This window comes from Burkholderia sp. ABCPW 11, from assembly GCF_001523445.1.
In the GTDB taxonomy this organism is placed as follows: domain Bacteria; phylum Pseudomonadota; class Gammaproteobacteria; order Burkholderiales; family Burkholderiaceae; genus Burkholderia.
Window position 1 is genome coordinate 41,133 of record NZ_LOVM01000083.1, and the last position, 18,574, is coordinate 59,706.

At 68.8% G+C, this 18,574-nt stretch carries 15 protein-coding genes; 3 read left to right on the forward strand and 12 right to left on the reverse strand.

Features of this window, described 5'->3' with window-relative positions:
• Nucleotides 1-10 precede the first annotated feature (10 nt).
• Nucleotides 11-805: an SDR family NAD(P)-dependent oxidoreductase gene (locus WS61_RS27260; RefSeq protein WP_059505114.1), complete on the reverse strand. Its 795-nt coding sequence runs from the start codon at nucleotides 803-805 to the stop codon at nucleotides 11-13.
• Nucleotides 806-1,167: 362 nt separating this feature from the next.
• On the opposite strand from WS61_RS27260, the gene WS61_RS27265 reads away from it, so the two are divergent.
• Nucleotides 1,168-2,013, forward strand: a complete 846-nt coding sequence (locus WS61_RS27265) for an AraC family transcriptional regulator (protein ID WP_059505483.1) — start codon at nucleotides 1,168-1,170, stop codon at nucleotides 2,011-2,013.
• A 16-nt stretch (nucleotides 2,014-2,029) separates the two neighbouring features.
• Here WS61_RS27265 and WS61_RS27270 read toward each other — a convergent pair whose 3' ends face one another.
• From WS61_RS27270 to WS61_RS27300, 7 genes are all read right to left on the reverse strand, one after another.
• Nucleotides 2,030-2,617: a LysE family translocator gene (locus WS61_RS27270; protein WP_059505116.1), complete on the reverse strand. Its 588-nt coding sequence runs from the start codon at nucleotides 2,615-2,617 to the stop codon at nucleotides 2,030-2,032.
• 99 nt (nucleotides 2,618-2,716) lie between these two features.
• The gene (locus WS61_RS27275; protein ID WP_059505118.1) at nucleotides 2,717-4,210 is read right to left on the reverse strand and encodes a heavy metal sensor histidine kinase; all 1,494 of its coding nucleotides are present in this window, start codon (nucleotides 4,208-4,210) and stop codon (nucleotides 2,717-2,719) included.
• On the reverse strand, nucleotides 4,207-4,902 hold the full coding sequence (locus WS61_RS27280; protein WP_059505120.1) for a heavy metal response regulator transcription factor: 696 nt from the start codon (nucleotides 4,900-4,902) through the stop codon (nucleotides 4,207-4,209). The genes WS61_RS27275 and WS61_RS27280 overlap by 4 nt, the downstream gene beginning before the upstream one ends.
• Before the next feature lie 33 nt (nucleotides 4,903-4,935).
• Complete coding sequence (locus WS61_RS27285; RefSeq protein WP_059505485.1) at nucleotides 4,936-6,447, reverse strand: efflux transporter outer membrane subunit; 1,512 nt, start codon at nucleotides 6,445-6,447, stop codon at nucleotides 4,936-4,938.
• A 5-nt stretch (nucleotides 6,448-6,452) separates the two neighbouring features.
• Nucleotides 6,453-7,685, reverse strand: coding sequence for an efflux RND transporter periplasmic adaptor subunit (locus WS61_RS27290; RefSeq protein WP_059505122.1), 1,233 nt, complete (start codon nucleotides 7,683-7,685; stop codon nucleotides 6,453-6,455).
• A 36-nt stretch (nucleotides 7,686-7,721) separates the two neighbouring features.
• Nucleotides 7,722-10,970 (reverse strand): efflux RND transporter permease subunit, encoded by a 3,249-nt coding sequence (locus tag WS61_RS27295; RefSeq protein ID WP_059505125.1) that lies wholly within the window; start codon nucleotides 10,968-10,970, stop codon nucleotides 7,722-7,724.
• A 185-nt stretch (nucleotides 10,971-11,155) separates the two neighbouring features.
• Nucleotides 11,156-11,899 carry a Crp/Fnr family transcriptional regulator gene (locus WS61_RS27300; protein WP_059505127.1) on the reverse strand — a complete coding sequence of 248 codons (744 nt, stop codon included), beginning with the start codon at nucleotides 11,897-11,899 and terminating at the stop codon, nucleotides 11,156-11,158.
• Nucleotides 11,900-12,067: 168 nt separating this feature from the next.
• On the opposite strand from WS61_RS27300, the gene WS61_RS27305 reads away from it, so the two are divergent.
• A complete protein-coding gene (locus WS61_RS27305; RefSeq protein ID WP_059505130.1) occupies nucleotides 12,068-13,720 on the forward strand; it encodes an acyl-CoA synthetase in 1,653 nt (550 codons plus the stop codon).
• Nucleotides 13,721-13,760: 40 nt separating this feature from the next.
• On the opposite strand, the gene WS61_RS27310 is transcribed toward WS61_RS27305, so the two are convergent.
• The 3 genes from WS61_RS27310 to WS61_RS27320 all read right to left on the reverse strand — a co-directional run bounded on the left by WS61_RS27310 (nucleotide 13,761) and on the right by WS61_RS27320 (nucleotide 17,219).
• Complete coding sequence (locus WS61_RS27310; protein ID WP_059505131.1) at nucleotides 13,761-15,743, reverse strand: methyl-accepting chemotaxis protein; 1,983 nt, start codon at nucleotides 15,741-15,743, stop codon at nucleotides 13,761-13,763.
• 147 nt (nucleotides 15,744-15,890) lie between these two features.
• Nucleotides 15,891-16,322, reverse strand: coding sequence for a YqaA family protein (locus tag WS61_RS27315; protein WP_059505133.1), 432 nt, complete (start codon nucleotides 16,320-16,322; stop codon nucleotides 15,891-15,893).
• A gap of 240 nt (nucleotides 16,323-16,562) precedes the next feature.
• Entirely contained in the window at nucleotides 16,563-17,219 is a 657-nt protein-coding gene (locus WS61_RS27320; protein ID WP_059505135.1) for a LysE family translocator, read from the reverse strand.
• 283 nt (nucleotides 17,220-17,502) lie between these two features.
• Here WS61_RS27320 and WS61_RS27325 point away from each other — a divergent pair, with 283 nt between their 5' ends.
• Nucleotides 17,503-17,985 (forward strand): Lrp/AsnC family transcriptional regulator, encoded by a 483-nt coding sequence (locus WS61_RS27325; protein WP_059505137.1) that lies wholly within the window; start codon nucleotides 17,503-17,505, stop codon nucleotides 17,983-17,985.
• 426 nt (nucleotides 17,986-18,411) lie between these two features.
• Here WS61_RS27325 and WS61_RS27330 read toward each other — a convergent pair whose 3' ends face one another.
• Nucleotides 18,412-18,555 (reverse strand): hypothetical protein, encoded by a 144-nt coding sequence (locus WS61_RS27330; RefSeq protein ID WP_257127371.1) that lies wholly within the window; start codon nucleotides 18,553-18,555, stop codon nucleotides 18,412-18,414.
• Nucleotides 18,556-18,574 lie beyond the last annotated feature (19 nt).

The following is an 18,574-nucleotide window of genomic DNA, read 5'->3' on the forward strand; positions in this document are numbered from 1 at the left end:
GATGCTGCCGTCACGCTATCGTGTCGACCACGCCGCCGTCGACGCGCAACGCCGCGCCGGTCGTCGCCGAGGCCTGCGGCGAGCAGACGTACACGACCAGGTTCGCGACTTCCTCCGTCGTCGCCGGCCGCTGGATGATCGAACTCGCGCGCTCGCTGCGCACGAATTCCACTGCAACGTCGTCGATGCTGCGGCCCGTTTCGTCGGCCTGCGCCTTCAGCATCGTGCGCACGCCTTCCGACATCGTCGGCCCCGGCAGCACCGAATTGACGGTCACGCGGGTCCCGGCCGCGAGCTTCGCGAGGCCGCGAGCGATCGACAACTGCGCGGTTTTCGTGAACCCGTAATGAATCATGTCGACGGGGATGTTCAGGCCCGATTCCGACGAAATGAACACGATGCGCCCGGCATTGCGTTCGATCATTCCTTTCAGGTAATGCCGCGCGAGCCGCACGCCGGACATCACGTTGATCTGGAAATAATGCTCCCATTCGGCGTCGTCGATGTCGAAGAACGCCTTCAGGCCGTAGATGCCCGCATTGTTGACGAGAATGTCGGCATCCGGCGTGTGCTGCGTGACGCGCGCGACGCCGACCGCGTCGGACAGGTCGGCGGCGACGCCGTCGAAGCTTGCGCCGGGCACGGCGTCGCGCAGTTGCTCGAGCGCGGACTGCACCGACGCATCGCTGCGGCCGTTGACGACGACGTGCGCGCCGGCGCGCGCGAGCCCTTCGGCGATCGCGAATCCGATGCCGGCGGTGGAGGCGGTGACGACCGCGGTCTTGCCTTTCAGATCGATCTGCATGAGCGTGATGGGGAAGAGTGAACGGGAACCGCCGCGCGTGCCGCGGCGGACGGAATTCAAAGCTTAGGCAAATTCCGGTCGATCGGCCATCTCGCGAGCGTGTCCGCGGCGTCGATGCGAAGCCGATCCTCTCGGCTCGAGCGCCCGAGCAGGCGGCATGCCTGCAAGCGGGGGCGGAGGCCGTTACCGCGTAAGCGCGACATGCTCCGCATCTTGTGTCGAAGCTTCGGCGGGGCAGGATGGCGCCCACGATCGTTTTCGCGCGTGCAATCGCGCCGAACGTCGAAGCCGACGGGGCGGTTGCGCGGCGCTGCGCAGTCTTGTACGGTGAGCGTTCGTCGTCCGACCCGGGAACCCGCCGCGTGAGCCGCATTGCCAACCGATCCACCGTACCGTCGCCGTTCTGGCGCGATACCGCGCTGCCGTTCATCGAGGCGCGCACCGTCGACGACGGGCGCGCGATCTGCTACGCGAAGCACACGCACGACACGTTTTCGGTGGGCGCGATCGTGGGCGGCACGAGCACGTACGTGAACGGCGCGACGCACGCACACGTCGGGCGCGGCGTGCTCGTGATCATCGATCCCGAGCAGGTGCACGCATGCAACCCGTACGGCCCCGACGCGTGGGCGTACCGGATGGTCTATGTCGACGTGCCGTGGCTCGCGCGGCTGCAGCACTCGCTGGGCCGCAATCCGAATCGCGATTTTCAGGGTTTTTCGCCGAAGTTGACCGAGCGCGGCGATCTGTTCGCGCAATTTGGCGGCTTCTACCGCACGCTCGTGTCGCCCGGCATCGACGCGCTCGGCAAGGAGAGCGCGGCGGTCGAATTCTTCACGGCGCTGCACGGCGCGCTCGATCGCGAACCGCCCGATCCGCGGCCGGGCGACGACAACGCGAAGCTCGCGCGCGCGGCCGACTACATCGCCGGCCATTGCCGCGAGGCCGTCACGCTCGATGCGATCTGCGCGGCGGCCGACCTGTCGCCGTCGTACCTGATCCGCGCGTTCAATGCGCGCTACGGGATGACGCCGCACGCGTTCCTGATTGACCGACGCGTGCAGTACGGCCGCACCGAACTGCGCCGCGGCCGGCCGATCGCCGAAGTCGCGCTCGACGCCGGCTTTGCGGACCAGGCGCATTTCCAGCGCGCATTCCGGCGGATCGCGGCCGCGACGCCCGGGCAGTACCGCGGCGCCATGCGCTGAATGCCGCCGCGGCCAGCTACACGTCGAGCAGAAACAGCGCACTGCCCGCGAGCAGCAGCGCCATCAGCCGGTTGAACGTACGCATGCGTCGCGCGTTCGCGAGCCGGTGCCGCAGCGACGCGCCCGCATAGCCCCAGCATGCGATCGATGCGAAGCAGATCACCAGATACAGCGCGGCGAATTGCCAGATCTGCGCGCGATCGCCGTCGGCCGCATACGCACCCATCGCGGCCACGCACGCGAGCCATGCCTTCGGATTGAGCCACTGCATCGCCGCGCCTGCCGCGGCCGACGGGCCGGCCACGTCCGGATCGGCCGACAGCCGGCCGTCGTCGAGCGCGAGCCGCAGCGCCATGTACAGCAGGAACGCGATCCCCGACCACTGCGTGGCCGTCGTGAGCATCGGCCAGCGCGCGAGCGCCGCGTGCAGGCCGAGGCCGATCAGCAGGAACAGCGCGACGAAGCCGAGCGTCGCGCCGGCCGCGTAGCGCAGGCTCGCGCCGAGGCCGTGGCGTGCGCCCGCGCTGAGCGCGACGATGTTGACGGGACCGGGGGTGATCGACGAGGCGAGCGCGAACGCGGCCATCGAAACCAGGATGCTCATCAGGTGTCTCCATGCGAAATGTCGAAAGTCGCATCGAGACTACGGGCGCCGCGTTCGCCCGTATTGAAGAAAACTGCCCTCGGCGGCGCGCGGCCGCCGTCAGTGCAACGCGCGCGGCGCGTGCGCCGGCCGCGGGCCGTGCGGATCGGCCGAATCGGCCGAATCGGCGGGACCGGTGGAACCGGTCGGGCCGACGGCGTCGGCCGGACGCAGCGGCCCGCCCGACCAGGGTTGCATCGACACCGAGAAGCCGAACGTGTTGACGCCGCCCGAGCACGAGACGAACACGCTGCCGCCGTGCATCTCGGCCACGGCCTTGACGATCGACAGCCCGAGCCCGTGGTTTTCCTTGCTGTTCGCGCGCGCTTCCTCGAGCCGGTAGAAGCGCTCGAACACGTGCGAGCGCCGCACCGGGTCGATCGGCTCGCCGGGGTTCGACACGGCCATCTCGACGAGCGTGTCGCGGCGCGCGATCGTCACGTTCAGCGTCGCGCCGGGCGCCGAATGCTGGATCGCGTTGATCAGCAGGTTCGTCATCGCGCGGCGGAACAGCGACGGATCGACGGCCGCGCGCGCGTCGCCGTGCAGTTCGGCGCGCAATTGCGCCTCGTCGAGCGGGATTTCGAGGAAGTCGAGCATGCGCCGCACCTCGTCGGCGAGCGACACGTCCTTCAGGTCGGTCGCGCGTTCGCCGCGGTCGCTGCGCGACAGGAACAGCATGTCGTTGATGATCACGCGCAGCCGCTCGAATTCCTCGAGGTTCGACTGCAGCGTCTGGCGCATCCGCTCGACCGAGCGGTCGCGGCTCGTCAGCGCGACCTGGGTCTGGCCGATCAGGATGCTGATCGGCGTGCGCAGCTCGTGCGCGACGTCCGCGTTGAAGGCTTCGAGCCGCGCGTAGGTTTGCTGGATGCGTTCGAGCGCGCCGTTGAACGACGTCGCGAGATCGCGCAACTCGGTCGGCAGCGCGTCGGTGTGCAGCCGCTGGCGGCGGTTCGTCGCGCTCACGCTTGCGGCGTCCTGCGACAGCCGGTCGAGCGGCGCGAGCCCGAAGCGCGCGACCGCGCGGCTCAGCATCAGCGTGATGACGGTGGCCGTCGCGATCAGCGCGGCCAGCGTCCACACGAAACGGCGCAGCATCCGCTGGGTGCGCTCGCACGACGACGCGACGATCAGCTTCACGTCCGGACGCTCGCCGCTGCCCGCGATCGCGACGGTCTTCGTCATCACGTTGTAGCTGCTGTTGTTGAGGGCGTACTGTTGGAACGCGCCGAACGGTTTGCCGTCGGGCACGCCGTCGACCGGATGGCCGAAGCGGAAATCGGCATCGGGGCTGTCGACCTGATAGCGTGTCGATCCGTCGGGCGGTTCGAGGTCGGCGAGCTTTTCCTGCATCAGGCGGCCGCGCGCGGCCGTGGTCGCGTGCGACACGATCATCTGCGCGACCTTCGCGCGCGTGTCGATCGTCGCGCGCAGCTCGGCGAGCAGTTGGCGCTCCATCATCACGAACAGCCCGCAGCCGACCAGCGTGAACACGAGTAGCGACACGATGCCGAACATCGCCGACAGGCGCAGGGCGATCGAGCGTTTCATGCGTGCTTCTCCGCGTCGCCGTCCTCGCGCGCCTCGAGTACGTAGCCCATGCCGCGGATCGTGTGCAGCAGCTTGTCCGCGAACGGGCCGTCGAGTTTCGCGCGCAGGCGCTTGATCGCCGTCTCGACGACGTTCGCGTTGCTGTCGAAGTTCACGTCCCACACGAGTTCGGCGATGGTCGTTTTCGACAGCACCTCGCCGCTGCGCCGCGCGAGCACGCCGAGCAACTGGAATTCCTGAGCGGTCAGATCGAGCCGCGCGCCGTCGCGGGTCGCGCGGCGGCCGATCAGGTCGACGCGCAGGTCGCCGATCGAGATCAGCGTCGATTCCTGCACGCGCGCGCGACGCGTCAGCGCACGCAGCCGTTCGATCAGTTCGAGAAACGAGAAGGGCTTGGTCAGGTAGTCGTCGGCGCCGCCGCGCAAGCCCCGCACGCGGTCGTCGACGCGATCGCGCGCGGTCAGCATGATCACGGGCGTCTGCTTCTGCGCGCGCAACGCACGCAGCACGCCGAAGCCGTCGAGCTTCGGCAGCATCACGTCGAGCACGACCACGTCGTAATCGAATTCGACGGCCTTCCACGCGCCGTCCTCGCCGTCGAGCGCGGTGTCGACGACCCAGCCTTCCTCGGTCAGGCCGCTCTTCAGGTATTCGACGACTTTCGGTTCGTCTTCGACGATCAGTACTTTCATGTTCGTTGTCCGCGTAACCGGGTTAAGGGCGGGTCAAGGGCCGACGCCCGCGCTGCGCTGCGGGGCCGCCGACGCGACGTCGGACGGCGCGGGGTCGTTCGCCGCACCGCCGTCCCAGCCGCCGCCGAGCGCCTTCGCGAGAAACACGACGAGCGCCGCGCGCTGGCCCTGGATCTGCACGGCCTGGCGCTCGCTCGTCAGCAATTGCTGCTGGGCCGTCAGCACGTCGATGAACGGCGTCAGGCCGCCCGCGTAACGGTCCTGCGCGAGCGAGACGAGCTTGCGCGCGTCGTCGACGGCCGCGGATGCCTGCTGCGCCGCCTGCGCCAGCACCGACAGGCCGGTCACCGCATTTTGCACCTCCTGGAACGCGGTGAGCACGGTCTGCCGGTAGCTGGCCTGCGCGGCCACGTAGCCGGCCTGCGCGAAATCGACGCCGGCCTTCAGCTTGCCGCCTTCGAACAGCGGCTGGCTGAGCGACCCGCCGACCGACCACAGCAGCGCCGGCACGGTGAACAGGCCCGCGAAGCGCGTCGCGTCCCAGCCGATGTCCGGCGACAGCGCGATGCGCGGGAAATACGCGGCGCGCGCGACGCCGATCTGCGCGTTCGCGGCGGCCATCGCGCGCTCGGCCGACGCGACATCGGGGCGCCGTTGCAGCAGGTCGCTCGGCATGCCGGTCGGCAGCGCGGGCGCGTTGATCGGCACCACGCGCGGCGGCAGCGAGAAGGCGGGGGCCGGCGTGCCGACCAGCGTCGCGATTGCGGTTTCGACCTGCGCGCGCTGCTGGATCAGCAGCTGTGCCTGCGTGCGCGTCGCGTCGAGCTGCGCGCGCTGCTGTAACAGATCGAGGCCCGACACCGCGCCGAGGTCGTGGCGCGCGCTCACGTAGTCGAGCGCCTTCTGCTGCAACTCGATCGAGCGCTTGACGACGTCGATCTCGGTGTCGAGTTCGCGCAGCGCGAAATAGCTCGACGCGAGATCGGCACTCAGCACGAGACGCGCGTTCGCGAAATCGTCGCGCGCCTGCTCGGAGCTGGCCTGCGCGGCTTCGACGCCGCGTCGCACGCGGCCGAACAGGTCGAGTTCGTAGCTGACCGCCGCGCCGACCTGGATCTCGTTCTGCACGGTCGACATGCTCTTCGTCGCGTAGTTGGTCTGCGGCCGGTCGGCGGAGATCTTGAAGCGCTGGCCGCTCGCGTTCAGGCCGACGGCCGGATATTGCGCGGACGCGACCGATGCGAGCGTCGCCTTCGCCTGGTCGTAGCGCGCGGCCACCGCCTTCAGGTTCTGGTTGTTGCGCAGCGCATCGGTTTCCAGCGCGTCGAGCTGCGCGTCGCCGAACGCGGTCCACCAGGCCGGATCGAGCGGCGCGCGGGCCGGTGCGGCCGGGTGCCAGTACGCGTCGGCCGGGTCGAGTCGCCACGCGGCCGGCGTGTCGACGGCCGGGCGCCGGTAATCCGGGCCGACCGTGCAGCCGGCGAGGGCGGCCGCCGCGATGATCGCGACGGCGCCGATCGCGGCCGGGCACAGGCGCGCGCGCATCGCGCTCACGACTTCGCTCCGCCAACCGCGGATGCCGGCTTCGCGGCCGGCGCCGCCTGCACGACGACCGTGTCGCCGTTCGCGAGCGCGTCGCTCGGGTTTTCGACGAGGCGGTCGCTCGGTGTCAGCGGGCCGTCGACTTCGAGCGTCTGCCCGATCGTGCGCGCGATGGTCACGGCTTTCAGATGCACATGGCCGTTCGCATCGACGGTCGCGACCGTCGGGCCTTCGGCGCGGAACAGCAGCGTATTGGCCGGCACCTGCAGGCGGCCGACCGGCGTCATCGGCAGCGTCGCCTGCACGTACGCGCCGGGCAGCAGCCGCCCGTCCGGGTTCGGCAGCGTGATCTCGATCTGCAGCGAACGCGTCGCGACGTCGATCGCCTCGGACGTGCGCGTGATCGTGCCGTCGAACGTTCGCCCAGGCAGCTCGGCCTGCGCGACGCTCACGTGCTGGCCGACCTTCACCTGCTGCGCATACGCCTGCGGCACCTGTACGTACAGCCGCAGCCGGTCGGCCTGCACGACCGAAAACAGCGAGCGGCCCGCGTTGCCGGAATTGACGAGATCGCCGACGTCGACGTTGCGCTGTGTGACGATCCCGTCGATCGGCGCGACGATCCGCTGGAAGCCCTTCAGCTCGGTGAGGCGGCGCATGTTCGCATCGGCCGCGGCGAGGTTCGCGGCGCCCTGGTTGAACGCGCCTTGCCGGTCGTCGAGCTCCTGTTGCGACACGGCATCGCGCTGGCGCAACTGCTGCGCGCGGTCGAACGACGTCTTCGCGAGCGCGAGCGCGGCTTGCGCCTGCTGGCGTTGCGCGGTGGCCTGAGCCAGTTCCTGGTTCAGTTCCGGCGTGTCGAGTTCGGCGAGCGTTTGCCCCTGCTTCACGTGCGCGCCGATGTCGGCATGCCAGCGCAGCACGTAGCCGCTCGCGCGCGCATAGATCGGCGCCTCGACGAAGCCGCGCAGCGTGCCGGGCAGCGTCAGCTTGCCGCCGGTGGCCGCGTCGACCGGATGCGCGACGCTCACGTACTGGCGCGTGTTCTGCGCGGCGACCGCGTCGAGCCGGTTGCGGTTCAGACCGTTGACGATGAGCGTGCGCGCGGCGCCGGCGGCCAGCAGCACGCCGATCACGATCGCGACGATGCGCGCGCGTCGCGACACCGACGCGCGCGCCGGCAGGTGCATGCCGTGTTCGTCCACTTGAATGCCGACGGCGCTGTGATGTTTCTCTTCCATGAATTCAACCAATTCAACCGGGTAATGGGGCGAAAGTCAGTGTCCGGCCTGGCGCGCGCGCCGCCGGGCCAGCCGCGTATGCACGCCGCCGAACACGAGCGGCACGAACAGCAAGGTCGAAACGGTCGCGAACAGCAGCCCGCCGATCACCGCGCGGCCGAGCGGCGCGTTCTGCTCGGCGCCTTCGCCGAGGCCGAGCGCCATCGGCACCATCCCGATGATCATCGCGAGCGCCGTCATCAGCACCGGCCGGATCCGTGTCGCGCCGGCCTCCAGCGCGGCCGTGAGCGGCGGCGCGCCGTCCGCGAGGCGTTGCCGTGCGAACGACACGACGAGAATGCTGTTCGCGGTCGCGACGCCGACCGTCATGATCGCGCCCGTCAACGCGGGCACGCTCAGGTGCGTGCCCGTGACGAACAGCATCCATGCGATGCCGGCGAGCGCGGCCGGCATCGCGCTGACGATGATCAGCGGGTCGAGCCACGACTGGAAATTGACGACGATCAGCAGGTAGACGAGCACGATCGCCATCGCGACGCCCGCGCCGAGGCCGAGATACGACGTGCGCATCGTCTCGATCTGGCCGCGCATCGCGAGGCTGGTGCCGCGCGGCAGCGTCGCGCGCGCGTCCGCGACAATGCGGTCGATCTCGCCCGCAACCGCGCCGAGATCGCGGCCCTCGACGCTCACGTACACGTCGATCGCCGGGCGGATGTTGAAGTGCGTGATCACGGCCGGGTTCGCGGCACTGCGCACCTGCACCAGATTGCCGAGCAGTTGCAGCGGCATGCCCGTGCGGCCGCTGGCCGAGATCGGCGTGCCGAGCAGGTCGTCGACCGACGAGAGGTTGTATTGCGGGGTCTGGATCTGCAGCGGGTACTGGACGCCGGTGCGCGGGTTGATCCAGAACGACGGCGTGGTCTGCGAACTCCCCGACAGCGAGATCAGCATGTTCTGCGCGACGTTCTGGGCGGAGAGATTGAGCTGCTGCATGCGCGTACGGTCCATGTCGGCCAGCAGGGTCGGCTCGTCGTTGCGTTGCAGCACGTGCACGTCGACGGCGCCGGGGATTTGCCTGATCTTTTTCATCAGGCTGCTCGCAATGGTCATGTTACTCGCGAGATCGTTGCCGAGTACTTGCACGTCGATCGCCGCCGGCTGCCCGAAGTTGAGGATCTGCGTGATGATGTCCGACGGCTGGAAGAAGAACTCGACGCCCGGGAAGCGTTGCGGCAGCAGCGTGCGCAGCGTCTGCACGTAGTGGCCGGTCGCGCGGTGGCCGGGCTTCAGCGCGATCAGCAGCTCGCCGTCGAGCGTGCCGATCGTGCCGGCGTTGCTGTACGACAGGTTGATGCCGCTCACCGGCAGTCCGAGATTGTCGACGATCGCGCCGAGCTCGTCGGGCGGCACGGTGGCGCGGATCACGCGCTCGACCTGGTCGGCGAGGCGCGCGGTTTCCTCGATCCGGTAGCCGGTCGGCGCGCGCAGGTGCAGACGGATGTTGCCGGAATCGGCGTTCGGGAAGAAGTCGCGGCCGAGCACGAACACGAGGCCCGTCGACGCCACGCAGAAGCCGAGGAAGCACAGCGCGTAAAAGCGGCGGCGCACGAGCAGGATGCTGAGCAGCACGATGTACCACGCGCGCAGCCGTTCGAACGCTGCGTTGAACGCGTGATGAATGCGTGCGAAGCGCGACGTGGAATGGCCGGAGCCGGTGCTCGCCTGCTGCGGGCGGAACAGCAGCATCGCGAGCGTCGGCACCAGCGTGCGCGACAGCACGTAGGACGCCAGCATCGCGAACACCACGGCTTCGGCGAGCGGCACGAACAGGAAGCGCGCGACGCCGGTCAGGAAGAACATCGGCACGAACACGATGCAGATGCACAGCGTCGACACGAGCGCGGGCACCGCGATCTCGCCGGCGCCTTCGAGGATCGCGTCGTGAAGGTTGGTGCCGAACGACGACCCCCACGCTCCCTCCGGTCGCTGCCCCCCGAGGGGGCTGCTCGGCACGCTAGGGGCGGCCCGGCGCGTACCGAGATGCAGATGCCGCTCGATGTTCTCGATCGTGACGGTTGCATCGTCGACGAGAATGCCGACCGCGAGCGCGAGCCCGCCGAGCGTCATGATGTTGATGGTCTCGCCGAGCGCGGACAGCGCGATCAGCGACGTGAAGATCGACAGCGGGATCGAGATCGCGATGATCAGCGTGCTGCGCCAGTTGCCGAGGAACAGCAGGATCATCATCGCGGTCAGCACGGCGGCGATCAGCGCCTCGTGGATCACGCCCTGGACGGCCGCGTCGACGAACACCGACTGGTCGAACAGCGGCGTGATCGCGAGCCCCTCGGGCAGCGTCGGGATCACCTTCGGCAGCAGCGCCTTCAGGTCCGACACGACCTTGAGCGTCGATGCGTCGCCGCTTTTCAGGATCGAGATGAGCACGCCGCGCTGGCCGTTCTGGCGCACGACGTTGGTCTGCGGCGCGAAGCCGTCGCGTACCGACGCCACCTCGCGCAGGTAGGTCGTCGCGCCGTTGACGGTCTGGACCGGCAGGTCGTTGATGTCGGCAATCGTATCGGCCGACGCGTTCGTGTCGATCCGGTACTCGGTCTGGCCCATCTTCGCGGTGCCGGTCGGCAGCACGAGATTCTGCGCGTTGACCGCGTTGACGATGTCGGCGGGCGTGAGGCCCTTCGCGAGCAGCGCCTGCGGATCGAGGTCGATCGCGACCACGCGCGTGCGCCCGCCGTACGGGAACGGGATCTGCACGCCCGGCACCGTGATCAGTTGCGGGCGCAGGAAGTTGAGCGCGATGTCGGCGAGCGACTGTTCGCTGAGCGTCTTGCTCGACAGCCCGAGCTGGATCACCGGAATGCTCGACGCGGAATAGGTGATCACGAGCGGCGGCGTCGCGCCCTGCGGCATCTGCCGCACGATCGCCTGCGCGGACGAGACCGTCTGCGCGATCGCCGTCTGCACGTTCGCACCCGGTTGCAGGAACACCTTCACGACCGCGATGCCGGGCAGCGACGTCGATTCGACGTGCTGGATGTTGTTGACGGTCGTCGTCAGGATCCGTTCATGTACGGACGTGATGCGGTTCGTCATCTCCGTCGCGGAGAAGCCGGTGTAATTCCAGATCACGCTGATCACCGGGATGTTGATCGCGGGCAGCACGTCGACCGGTGTGCGCATCAGCGCAAGCGGGGTGGCCAGCACGATCATGATGGCCATGACGATGAACGTGTAGGGGCGCCTGAGCGCGAGATTGACGATCCACATGGAGGCGGCGGAACAGGCGGTGATCGGGCGGCGGTGAAGGGAACCCGCATGATAGGCGTCGGCCCGGCACGGGTTACTGTCGCGAAACTGGCTGAATTGTCAGGTTGGGGCGCGCCGGCCGTCGGCCGATTCCGCGGACGAAATGCCGCGGCGCGATGGCGGCGGTTTCGCGCATCGGGCGGCGCTCACAGCTGCTCCATGCCGAAGCGCGCCAGCGCGTCGAGATCGACGACGTCGATCTGGTTGTACGCGAGCCGCAACGCGCCGAGCTTCTCGAGTTGCTGCAGCGCCTGGTTGATCCGCTGGCGCGACACGCCGACGAGCATCCCCAGTTCCTCCTGCGAGATCGACAGCGACGGGCCGGTATCCGGGTACAGCGCGGGGTTGAAGAGCTGCGCGAGCGCCTGCGCGACCCGCGCGTCGACATCGAGCAGGCGGCTGTTCTGGATCGACGCAATGAATTCGCCCATCCGGTTGTTCAACTGATGAATCACGAAGCGCGTGAACGGCAGGCTCGTGTCGAGCAGTGCATGGAACGTGTCGACCGGCACGAACAGCACGGTCGAGCGCTGGATCGCGACGACCTCGTACTTGCGCCGCTCGCGCTTGATCACGCTGCCTTCGCCGAACCAGCCGCCCGACGGCACGCCGGAAAACGTGCAGCCGCGTCCCGACGCGTTGAAGATCGCGAGCTTCAGCAGCCCCCGATGGACGCCGATCCAGTATTCGGACGGCGCGAGCCGGTGCGCGATCACGTCGCCGGCGTCGCACTGCTCGACGTGCGACTGGGCCAGCACGAGGGCCTGGTGTTCGGGCGCCAGCGTGCGGAACCATGCGCACTGGCCGAACAGCGTCGCCAGCGGCGGCAGCGGGCCCGGTTCGGGAAGCGTGTCGGCCGGGTCGGCGGCCGCGTCGGGGTGGTCGTGCATGGGTGCGGGTTTGCGAGGATAGGGATAACGCGCAGCGCTCGAGCGGCACTCTGTCGTTTCGACGACAGACGGCTCACAATAGCGCCCGTTAGGCTGTCGGCAATTGAACCACATCAAAACGCGCCGGGGTGCATGCGCCCCGGTCGACAGAACACGGGAGACAGGATCATGACGCAGATGTTCGAGGCCGGGCTCGGCCGCCGCGACGCCAACTACGTCCCGCTCACGCCGATCGATTTCCTGGTCCGCGCGGCCGAGGTCTACGGCGAGCGCACGGCGATCGTGCACGGCGACGTGCGGCGCACGTGGGGCGAAACCCATACGCGGGCCATGCAACTGGCGAGTGCGCTCGCGCAGGCCGGCGTCGCACGCGGCGACACGGTCGCGGCGCTGCTGCCGAACATCCCGGCGATGGTCGAGGCGCACTTCGGCGTGCCGATGGCCGGCGCCGTGCTGAACACGATCAATACGCGGCTCGACGTGTCGTCGGTGCTGTTCATGCTGCGTCACGGCGAGGCGAAGGTGCTGATCGTCGACACCGAATATGCGGAGGTCGCGCATCGCGCGGCGCTCGAGGTGCCGGGCCTGAAGATCGTCAGCGTGGCCGACGCGATGCCGGCGGATCCCGACCGTTTCGCGGGTGCGACCGACTACGAGGCGTTCGTGGCCGGCGGCGACCCCGGCTACGCATGGACGCCGCCCGCCGACGAATGGGAGGCGATCGCGCTGAACTACACGTCGGGCACGACGGGCGACCCGAAGGGCGTCGTCTACCACCATCGCGGCGCGTATCTCGCGGCGATCAGCAACATCCTCGAATGGGACATGCCGAAGCACGCGGTGTATCTGTGGACGCTGCCGATGTTCCACTGCAACGGCTGGTGTTTCCCGTGGGCCGTCGCGGCGCGCGCGGGCGTGAACGTGTGCCTGCGCAAGTTCGACGCGAAGACGGTGTTCGACCTGATCCGCCGCGAGCGCGTCACGCATTACTGCGGCGCGCCGATCGTGCAGAGCGCGATCGCGAACGCACCGGCCGAGCTTCGCGACGGGATCGAGCATACGGTGCATGCGATGGTCGCGGGCGCGGCACCCGCGCCGGCCGTGATCGCGAAGATGAAGGAGATCGGCTTCGACCTGCTGCACGTGTACGGGCTGACCGAGGTCTACGGCCCGGCGACCGTCTGCGCGAAGCAGTCGCACTGGGAAGCGGCGTCCGACGAGGAACGCGCGCGGCTCAATGCGCGCCAGGGCGTGCGCTATCACCTCGAGGCGGGCGCGACGGTGCTGGATCCCGACACGATGACGCCGGTGCCGGCCGACGGCGAAACGCTCGGCGAGATCATGTTCCGCGGCAACATCTGCATGAAGGGCTATCTGAAGAACCCGAAGGCGACCGACGAGGCGTTTCACGGCGGCTGGTTCCATACCGGCGATCTCGCGGTGCTGATGCCGGATGGCTATATCCGGATCAAGGATCGCAAGAAGGACATCATCATCTCGGGCGGCGAGAACATCTCGAGCATCGAGGTCGAGGACGCGCTGTACCGCCATCCGGCCGTCGCCGTGGCGGCCGTCGTCGCAATGCCCGACCCGAAATGGGGCGAGGTGCCGTGCGCGTTCGTCGAGCTGCGCGAAGGCGCGAGCGCGACCGAGGAGGAGATCGTCGCGCACTGCCGGCAACTGCTCGCGGGCTTCAAGGTGCCGAAGGCCGTGCGCTTCGGCGAGCTGCCGAAGACGTCGACCGGCAAGATCCAGAAGTTCCAGTTGCGCCATGCGGTCGGCTCGGACAAGGCGATCGATCTGGCCGGCGACAAGAAGTAGGCGGCGGGCTTGCCGCCGCCGCGCGTCGACGATCGCGAGATTACGCGCCGCGCTCCAGCCGGAACACGCTCACCGCTTCCGACAGTTGCGCGGCCTGGTCGCGCAACGCGACGGCCGCGCGCTCGGCATCCGAGATCAGCCTTGCATTCTGCTGCGTCGCGTCGCCGATCTGGGTGACGGCCAGATTCACCTGCTCGATGCCGGTCGATTGCTCGCGCGACGCGGCGCTGATCTCGCCGATCAGCGTGCGGACCTGGTCGACCCGCGCGACGATGTCGCGCATCGTGCCGCGCGCGGCGTCCGCGATCCGGTAACCCTGTTCGACCGTCGTCGACGATTCGGTGCTCAGCGTGTCGATCTCCTTGACCGCGGCCGCGCTGCGTTGCGCGAGCGCGCGCACCTCGGCCGCGACCACCGCGAAGCCCTTGCCGTGTTCGCCCGCGCGGGCGGCCTCGACGGCCGCGTTCAGCGCGAGGATGTTGGTCTGGAACGCGATGCCTTCGATCGCGCCGGTGATCTCGGCGATCCGGCGCGTCGCGCGGCCGATGTCGTCCATCGTCGCGACCACGCGCTGCACCGCGGCGTCGCCGTTCGTCGCGGCGGCCGATGCGTCCGCGACCAGCGCGTTGGCTTGCGCCGCATGCTCGGCGCTCTGCTGCACGGCGGCGGTGATCTGCTCCATGCTCGCGGCCGTCTGTTCGACGCTGCTCGCCTGCGTCGCGATTCGCGCGGCGATGTCGCCGCTGCCGGCCGCGATGCCGACCGTGCCGTGCGCGATGTCGGCCGCGCTGTTGCGCACCTGCGCGACGATTCGCGCGAGGCCGTCGCCGATCCCGTCGACGGCCTGCACGAGCCGGCCGATCTCGTCGTTGCCCGCGCCGTCGTGCGCGTTCGCGCCGTCGCGGATACGCACGCTGAGGTCGCCCGCCGCATAGCGTTCGGACGCGCGTGCGGCGGCTTCCAGCGGACGGCTCACGACGCGCCGCACGACGATGACGAACAGCGTCGCGAATGCCGCGACGAGCACGGCGCCGATCATCAGGAAGCGATTGCGGGTGGCGCGCATGGTGGCGAGCAGTTCGTCGTCGAGCGCGATGCCGCCGACGAGCCATTGCCACTGCGGAATCGTCGTGAAGGACACGACTTTCGCGGTCGGCCCGCGGTCGTGCGCGGCCGGGTCGATCGACGTGTACGCGAGCCGGCCCTGGCCGGCCGCGAGCATCTGCGCGTAGGGCGCGCGCGTGCCGTCGGCCGGTTGGCCCGCCGCATCGGGATGCACGACGAACGCGCCGCGCGACGGACCCTGCGATGCATCGAGCACGAAGTAGTAGCCGTTGTCGCCGATTTTCAGCGAGCGGATGCCGTCCTCGACGAGCTTGAGCTCGGCGCCGATGTCGAGGCCGACGAACAGCGCGCCGATCACGCGGCCGGACGCGTCGGTCACCGGCCTGTACTGCGTGATGTACGGCCGGCCGAACAGCTTCGCGAGGCCGGTGTAGCTGCGCCCGGCGACGAGCGGCGCGTACGCGGGGCCGGCGCGGTCGAGCTTCGTGCCGACCGCGCGCGCGCCGTCCTGCTTCTTCAGCGACGTCGTGATGCGCACGAAGTCGTCGCCGTCGCGCGCGAAGATCGTCGCGATCGCGCCGCTTTTCTTCAGAAACTGGTCGGGAATCGAATAGTCGAGGTCGAGCGGCTGGCCGCCGGCGGACAGCGTCGGCGCGGCGACGCCGCCGATGTCGACGGTGCGTGCCGGATCGAGCGCGAAGTCGGCCGGCAGGAAGCTCGCGAACAGCGTCATCGCGCGCGTCGCTTCGGCCGACAGCGCCTTGTCGAACAGCTCGACCATCGCGCCGATCGACTGCTCCTTGTCGGCGATCCGTGCGTGCGCCTCGTCGGCGAGTTGCTGGCCGGCAAAATGGGCGAGCGCCCATGCGAAAACGGTGAACAGCAGTGCAACGAGCGCGCACGCCAGCGCGGCAAGACGCGTACCGACGCTCACCCGGCCCAATTGGGTCAATCTCATACGGGATCCTGAGTGGGGAGAGAGGGGCGGAACGCACGCGTCACCGCTTGTTGTAAGGTGATCGGCAGTTTCGGCGAATTCTTTAGCGGCGCGCGCACGGCGACGGCATGCGCCGGCTCGACCTGCGGAACCGGATGACGGACGGCTTCAGTGCGTCACGAGCCACGCGACGGCCAGATAGCGGCCGACTTTTGCGATCGTCACGATCGCGAGAAATGTGGGCAGCGGCTCGCGCAGCACGCCGGCGATCATCGTCAGCGGATCGCCGATCACCGGCGCCCAGCTGAGCAGCAGCGACCAGCGGCCGTAGCGCGCATACCAGCGCTCGGCGCGCGCGAGCGCGGACGGCTTGACCGGAAACCAGCGGCGCTCGCGAAAATGCTCGATCCCTCGGCCGAGCGCCCAGTTGATCGCCGACCCCGCGACATTGCCGACGCTCGCGACGAGCACCAGCGCCCACACGGGCTCGCGCCCGGCCAGCAGCAGGCCGGCGAGCACGGCTTCGGATTGCAGCGGGAACAGGGTCGCGGCGACCATCGACACGGCGAACAGGCCGCCGTAGGTGAGCAATTCGGACATCGCGCGATTGTACCGGCCGCGCGGCGGCGATCCCGGGCCACGCGGCCACGGGATCGCCGGCTCGCGGCGTCATCGGGCATCGGTCGTGCCGAACGGCGGTTCGGGATCGTCGACCTATCGACCGGTTCGTCGTTGGGCGTGCAGGCGAACCGTTGCGGCGGGAACGCCGTGTCGGGTTTCAACAACCACAGTGGTGCGGGGCGCGGCCACGCTCACGCGCACGACCGTCCGCGCGGCCGTTCAATTCCAGCCGACCATGATCGCGCCCATCCCGACGAGCAACCCGCCCGTCACGCGGTTCATCGCACGCATGCGCGCCGGCCGCTGCAACGCGCGGCTCAGCCGGTGCGAGAACAGCGCCATCGACGCGACGCCGCCCGCGAACAGCAGCGCGAACGTCGCGGCGAGCAGCAGGTATTGAAGGTTCAGGCTCCAGTCGGCATTCGGGCTGATGAACTGCGGAAAGAACGACGGAAAGAACAGCAGCGTCTTCGGATTCAGCCCGGAAGTCGCGACGCCGCGCCAGAACAGCGCGCGCCCGGTGTCGGTATCCGGCGCGGCGCTTGCCGTTCCGGCGCCGGCGTCGACCGGTGCCGCGGCTGCGCCGCCCGGCGCACGGCTCAGCCATTGCTTGCCGCCGAGCCATACGAGATACGCGGCGCCGGCCCAGCGAAGCACGGTCAGCGCGTGTTCGTCGAGGTGGACCAGCGAATTCAGGCACAGCGCGGTCAATGCGAGTTGCAGCAGCACGGCGAGCGTGCCGCCCCAGACGCACGGCAGCGCGCGGCGCCAGCCGGTGCGCAACGCCTGGTTCATCGTGAGCAGGTTGACGGGGCCGGGCGCGTAGATGAGGACGACGGAAGCGGCGAGGAACGACAGATAAAGCTTGAACGACATGACGGACGGGCAGGAACGGGGAGGCAGGCACCGGCCCCGCACGCGGTCGGATAGGCGTGCGGGCGGCGGGGAATCGCATGCCTGCGGGCCGGCACCGCAACTCGTGATTGCGGCCGTGCGTCCCGCTGCGAGGGGTGTCGCGGGGAGCGTGCCGGCCAGCAGGCATGGAGAAAATGTATCAAGCGGCCCGGTTAAAAGGCTTCCTGTTTTCTGGCAAAACGCACCTGTAACCGGAATCCTGTTCAGATAGAATGCCGATTTTCAGTAGAAGATTCTTCTCGTCATGGCTACTCGCGAACGCACGCCGAAAACGCTCGACAATCAGGACCGCAAGATCCTGAGTGCATTGCAGAAAAATGCGCGTCTGTCGAACGCCGAACTGGCCGAACAGATCGGCATGTCGACCACCGCCTGCTGGAACCGCACGCGGCAACTCGAACTCGACGGCTACATCGACGGCTATGTCGCGCTGGTCAACCAGCGCAAGCTCGGCTACGCGGACATCGTGATCCTCGAAGTCACGCTCGATCGCCACGAGGACGACGCGCTGGCGCGCTTCGGCGCCGAACTGGCGGCGCTGCCGGAGGTGCTCGAGGCGTATCTGGTGTCGGGGGAGTACGACTACTGGATCAAGGTGGCGGTGGACGGCACGGCCGGCTACGAACGCTTCCTGCGCGAAAAGCTGTACCGGATTTCGAGCATCCGGCACAGCCGTTCCATGTTCGCGCTGCGATGCATGAAGGACGTGCCTTCGATTCAAGTGTGACGGAGCGGAGACGGGCGCGCGGCCGTCGTTGCAACGAGGGGCGTAGGCGGCGAGGCGCTGGCGCGGACGAAACCGGCGAACGGCCGGGGCTCGCCGGGGGGCGGCCGGCGGACACGCAAAAACGGAAGAATCTTCCGCCCGCGATGGCCGGGCACGATCGCGGGCTGGCGGGGAATGGCTTCCGGCTTGAGGCACGCGGCTGCCGGCAATCCACATCGATCCGTATCGGTCGGCGCCGATCTCGGGCTGCACACGGCCTGAAACACCGCCTCGAGACAATCTAGAAACGCTCGCCGCACGGCGAGCGTATTCGGCCGGGACGAACCCGGCCGCTTGCTATCTGACCGGCACGACCGTCGGTTGCCCGGCGCAACAGCCGCTGTCGGCGTGCGTTACCGCAAGCGAATCAAGCGGCCGGCAGTCGGCTCAGCGCGGCAGGCGCGCGTGTGCTTCGGCGATGACTTCGCAGTTCGCGAGATGCAGTGCCCAGGCTTCTGCCAGCAGCTCGCCCACGCGTGCGAGCCAGCCAGTGGATTGGGCGGAACGATCGGAGACATTAGACGTTTGCATGACGAAGCCCCATGTAGGT

What these genes read in the sequence shown, in the direction of transcription:
- WS61_RS27285 (WP_059505485.1), bottom strand. Translation starts at nt 6,447, where the DNA reads ATGCGCGCGCGCCTGTGCCCGGCCGCGATCGGCGCCGTCGCGATCATC.
- WS61_RS27315 (WP_059505133.1), bottom strand. Translation starts at nt 16,322, where the DNA reads ATGTCCGAATTGCTCACCTACGGCGGCCTGTTCGCCGTGTCGATGGTC.
- WS61_RS27305 (WP_059505130.1), top strand. Translation starts at nt 12,068, where the DNA reads ATGACGCAGATGTTCGAGGCCGGGCTCGGCCGCCGCGACGCCAACTAC.
- WS61_RS27310 (WP_059505131.1), bottom strand. Translation starts at nt 15,743, where the DNA reads ATGAGATTGACCCAATTGGGCCGGGTGAGCGTCGGTACGCGTCTTGCC.
- WS61_RS27290 (WP_059505122.1), bottom strand. Translation starts at nt 7,685, where the DNA reads ATGGAAGAGAAACATCACAGCGCCGTCGGCATTCAAGTGGACGAACAC.
- WS61_RS27330 (WP_257127371.1), bottom strand. Translation starts at nt 18,555, where the DNA reads ATGCAAACGTCTAATGTCTCCGATCGTTCCGCCCAATCCACTGGCTGG.
- WS61_RS27320 (WP_059505135.1), bottom strand. Translation starts at nt 17,219, where the DNA reads ATGTCGTTCAAGCTTTATCTGTCGTTCCTCGCCGCTTCCGTCGTCCTC.
- WS61_RS27325 (WP_059505137.1), top strand. Translation starts at nt 17,503, where the DNA reads ATGGCTACTCGCGAACGCACGCCGAAAACGCTCGACAATCAGGACCGC.
- WS61_RS27260 (WP_059505114.1), bottom strand. Translation starts at nt 805, where the DNA reads ATGCAGATCGATCTGAAAGGCAAGACCGCGGTCGTCACCGCCTCCACC.
- WS61_RS27295 (WP_059505125.1), bottom strand. Translation starts at nt 10,970, where the DNA reads ATGTGGATCGTCAATCTCGCGCTCAGGCGCCCCTACACGTTCATCGTC.
- WS61_RS27300 (WP_059505127.1), bottom strand. Translation starts at nt 11,899, where the DNA reads ATGCACGACCACCCCGACGCGGCCGCCGACCCGGCCGACACGCTTCCC.
- WS61_RS27275 (WP_059505118.1), bottom strand. Translation starts at nt 4,210, where the DNA reads ATGAAACGCTCGATCGCCCTGCGCCTGTCGGCGATGTTCGGCATCGTG.
- WS61_RS27270 (WP_059505116.1), bottom strand. Translation starts at nt 2,617, where the DNA reads ATGAGCATCCTGGTTTCGATGGCCGCGTTCGCGCTCGCCTCGTCGATC.
- WS61_RS27280 (WP_059505120.1), bottom strand. Translation starts at nt 4,902, where the DNA reads ATGAAAGTACTGATCGTCGAAGACGAACCGAAAGTCGTCGAATACCTG.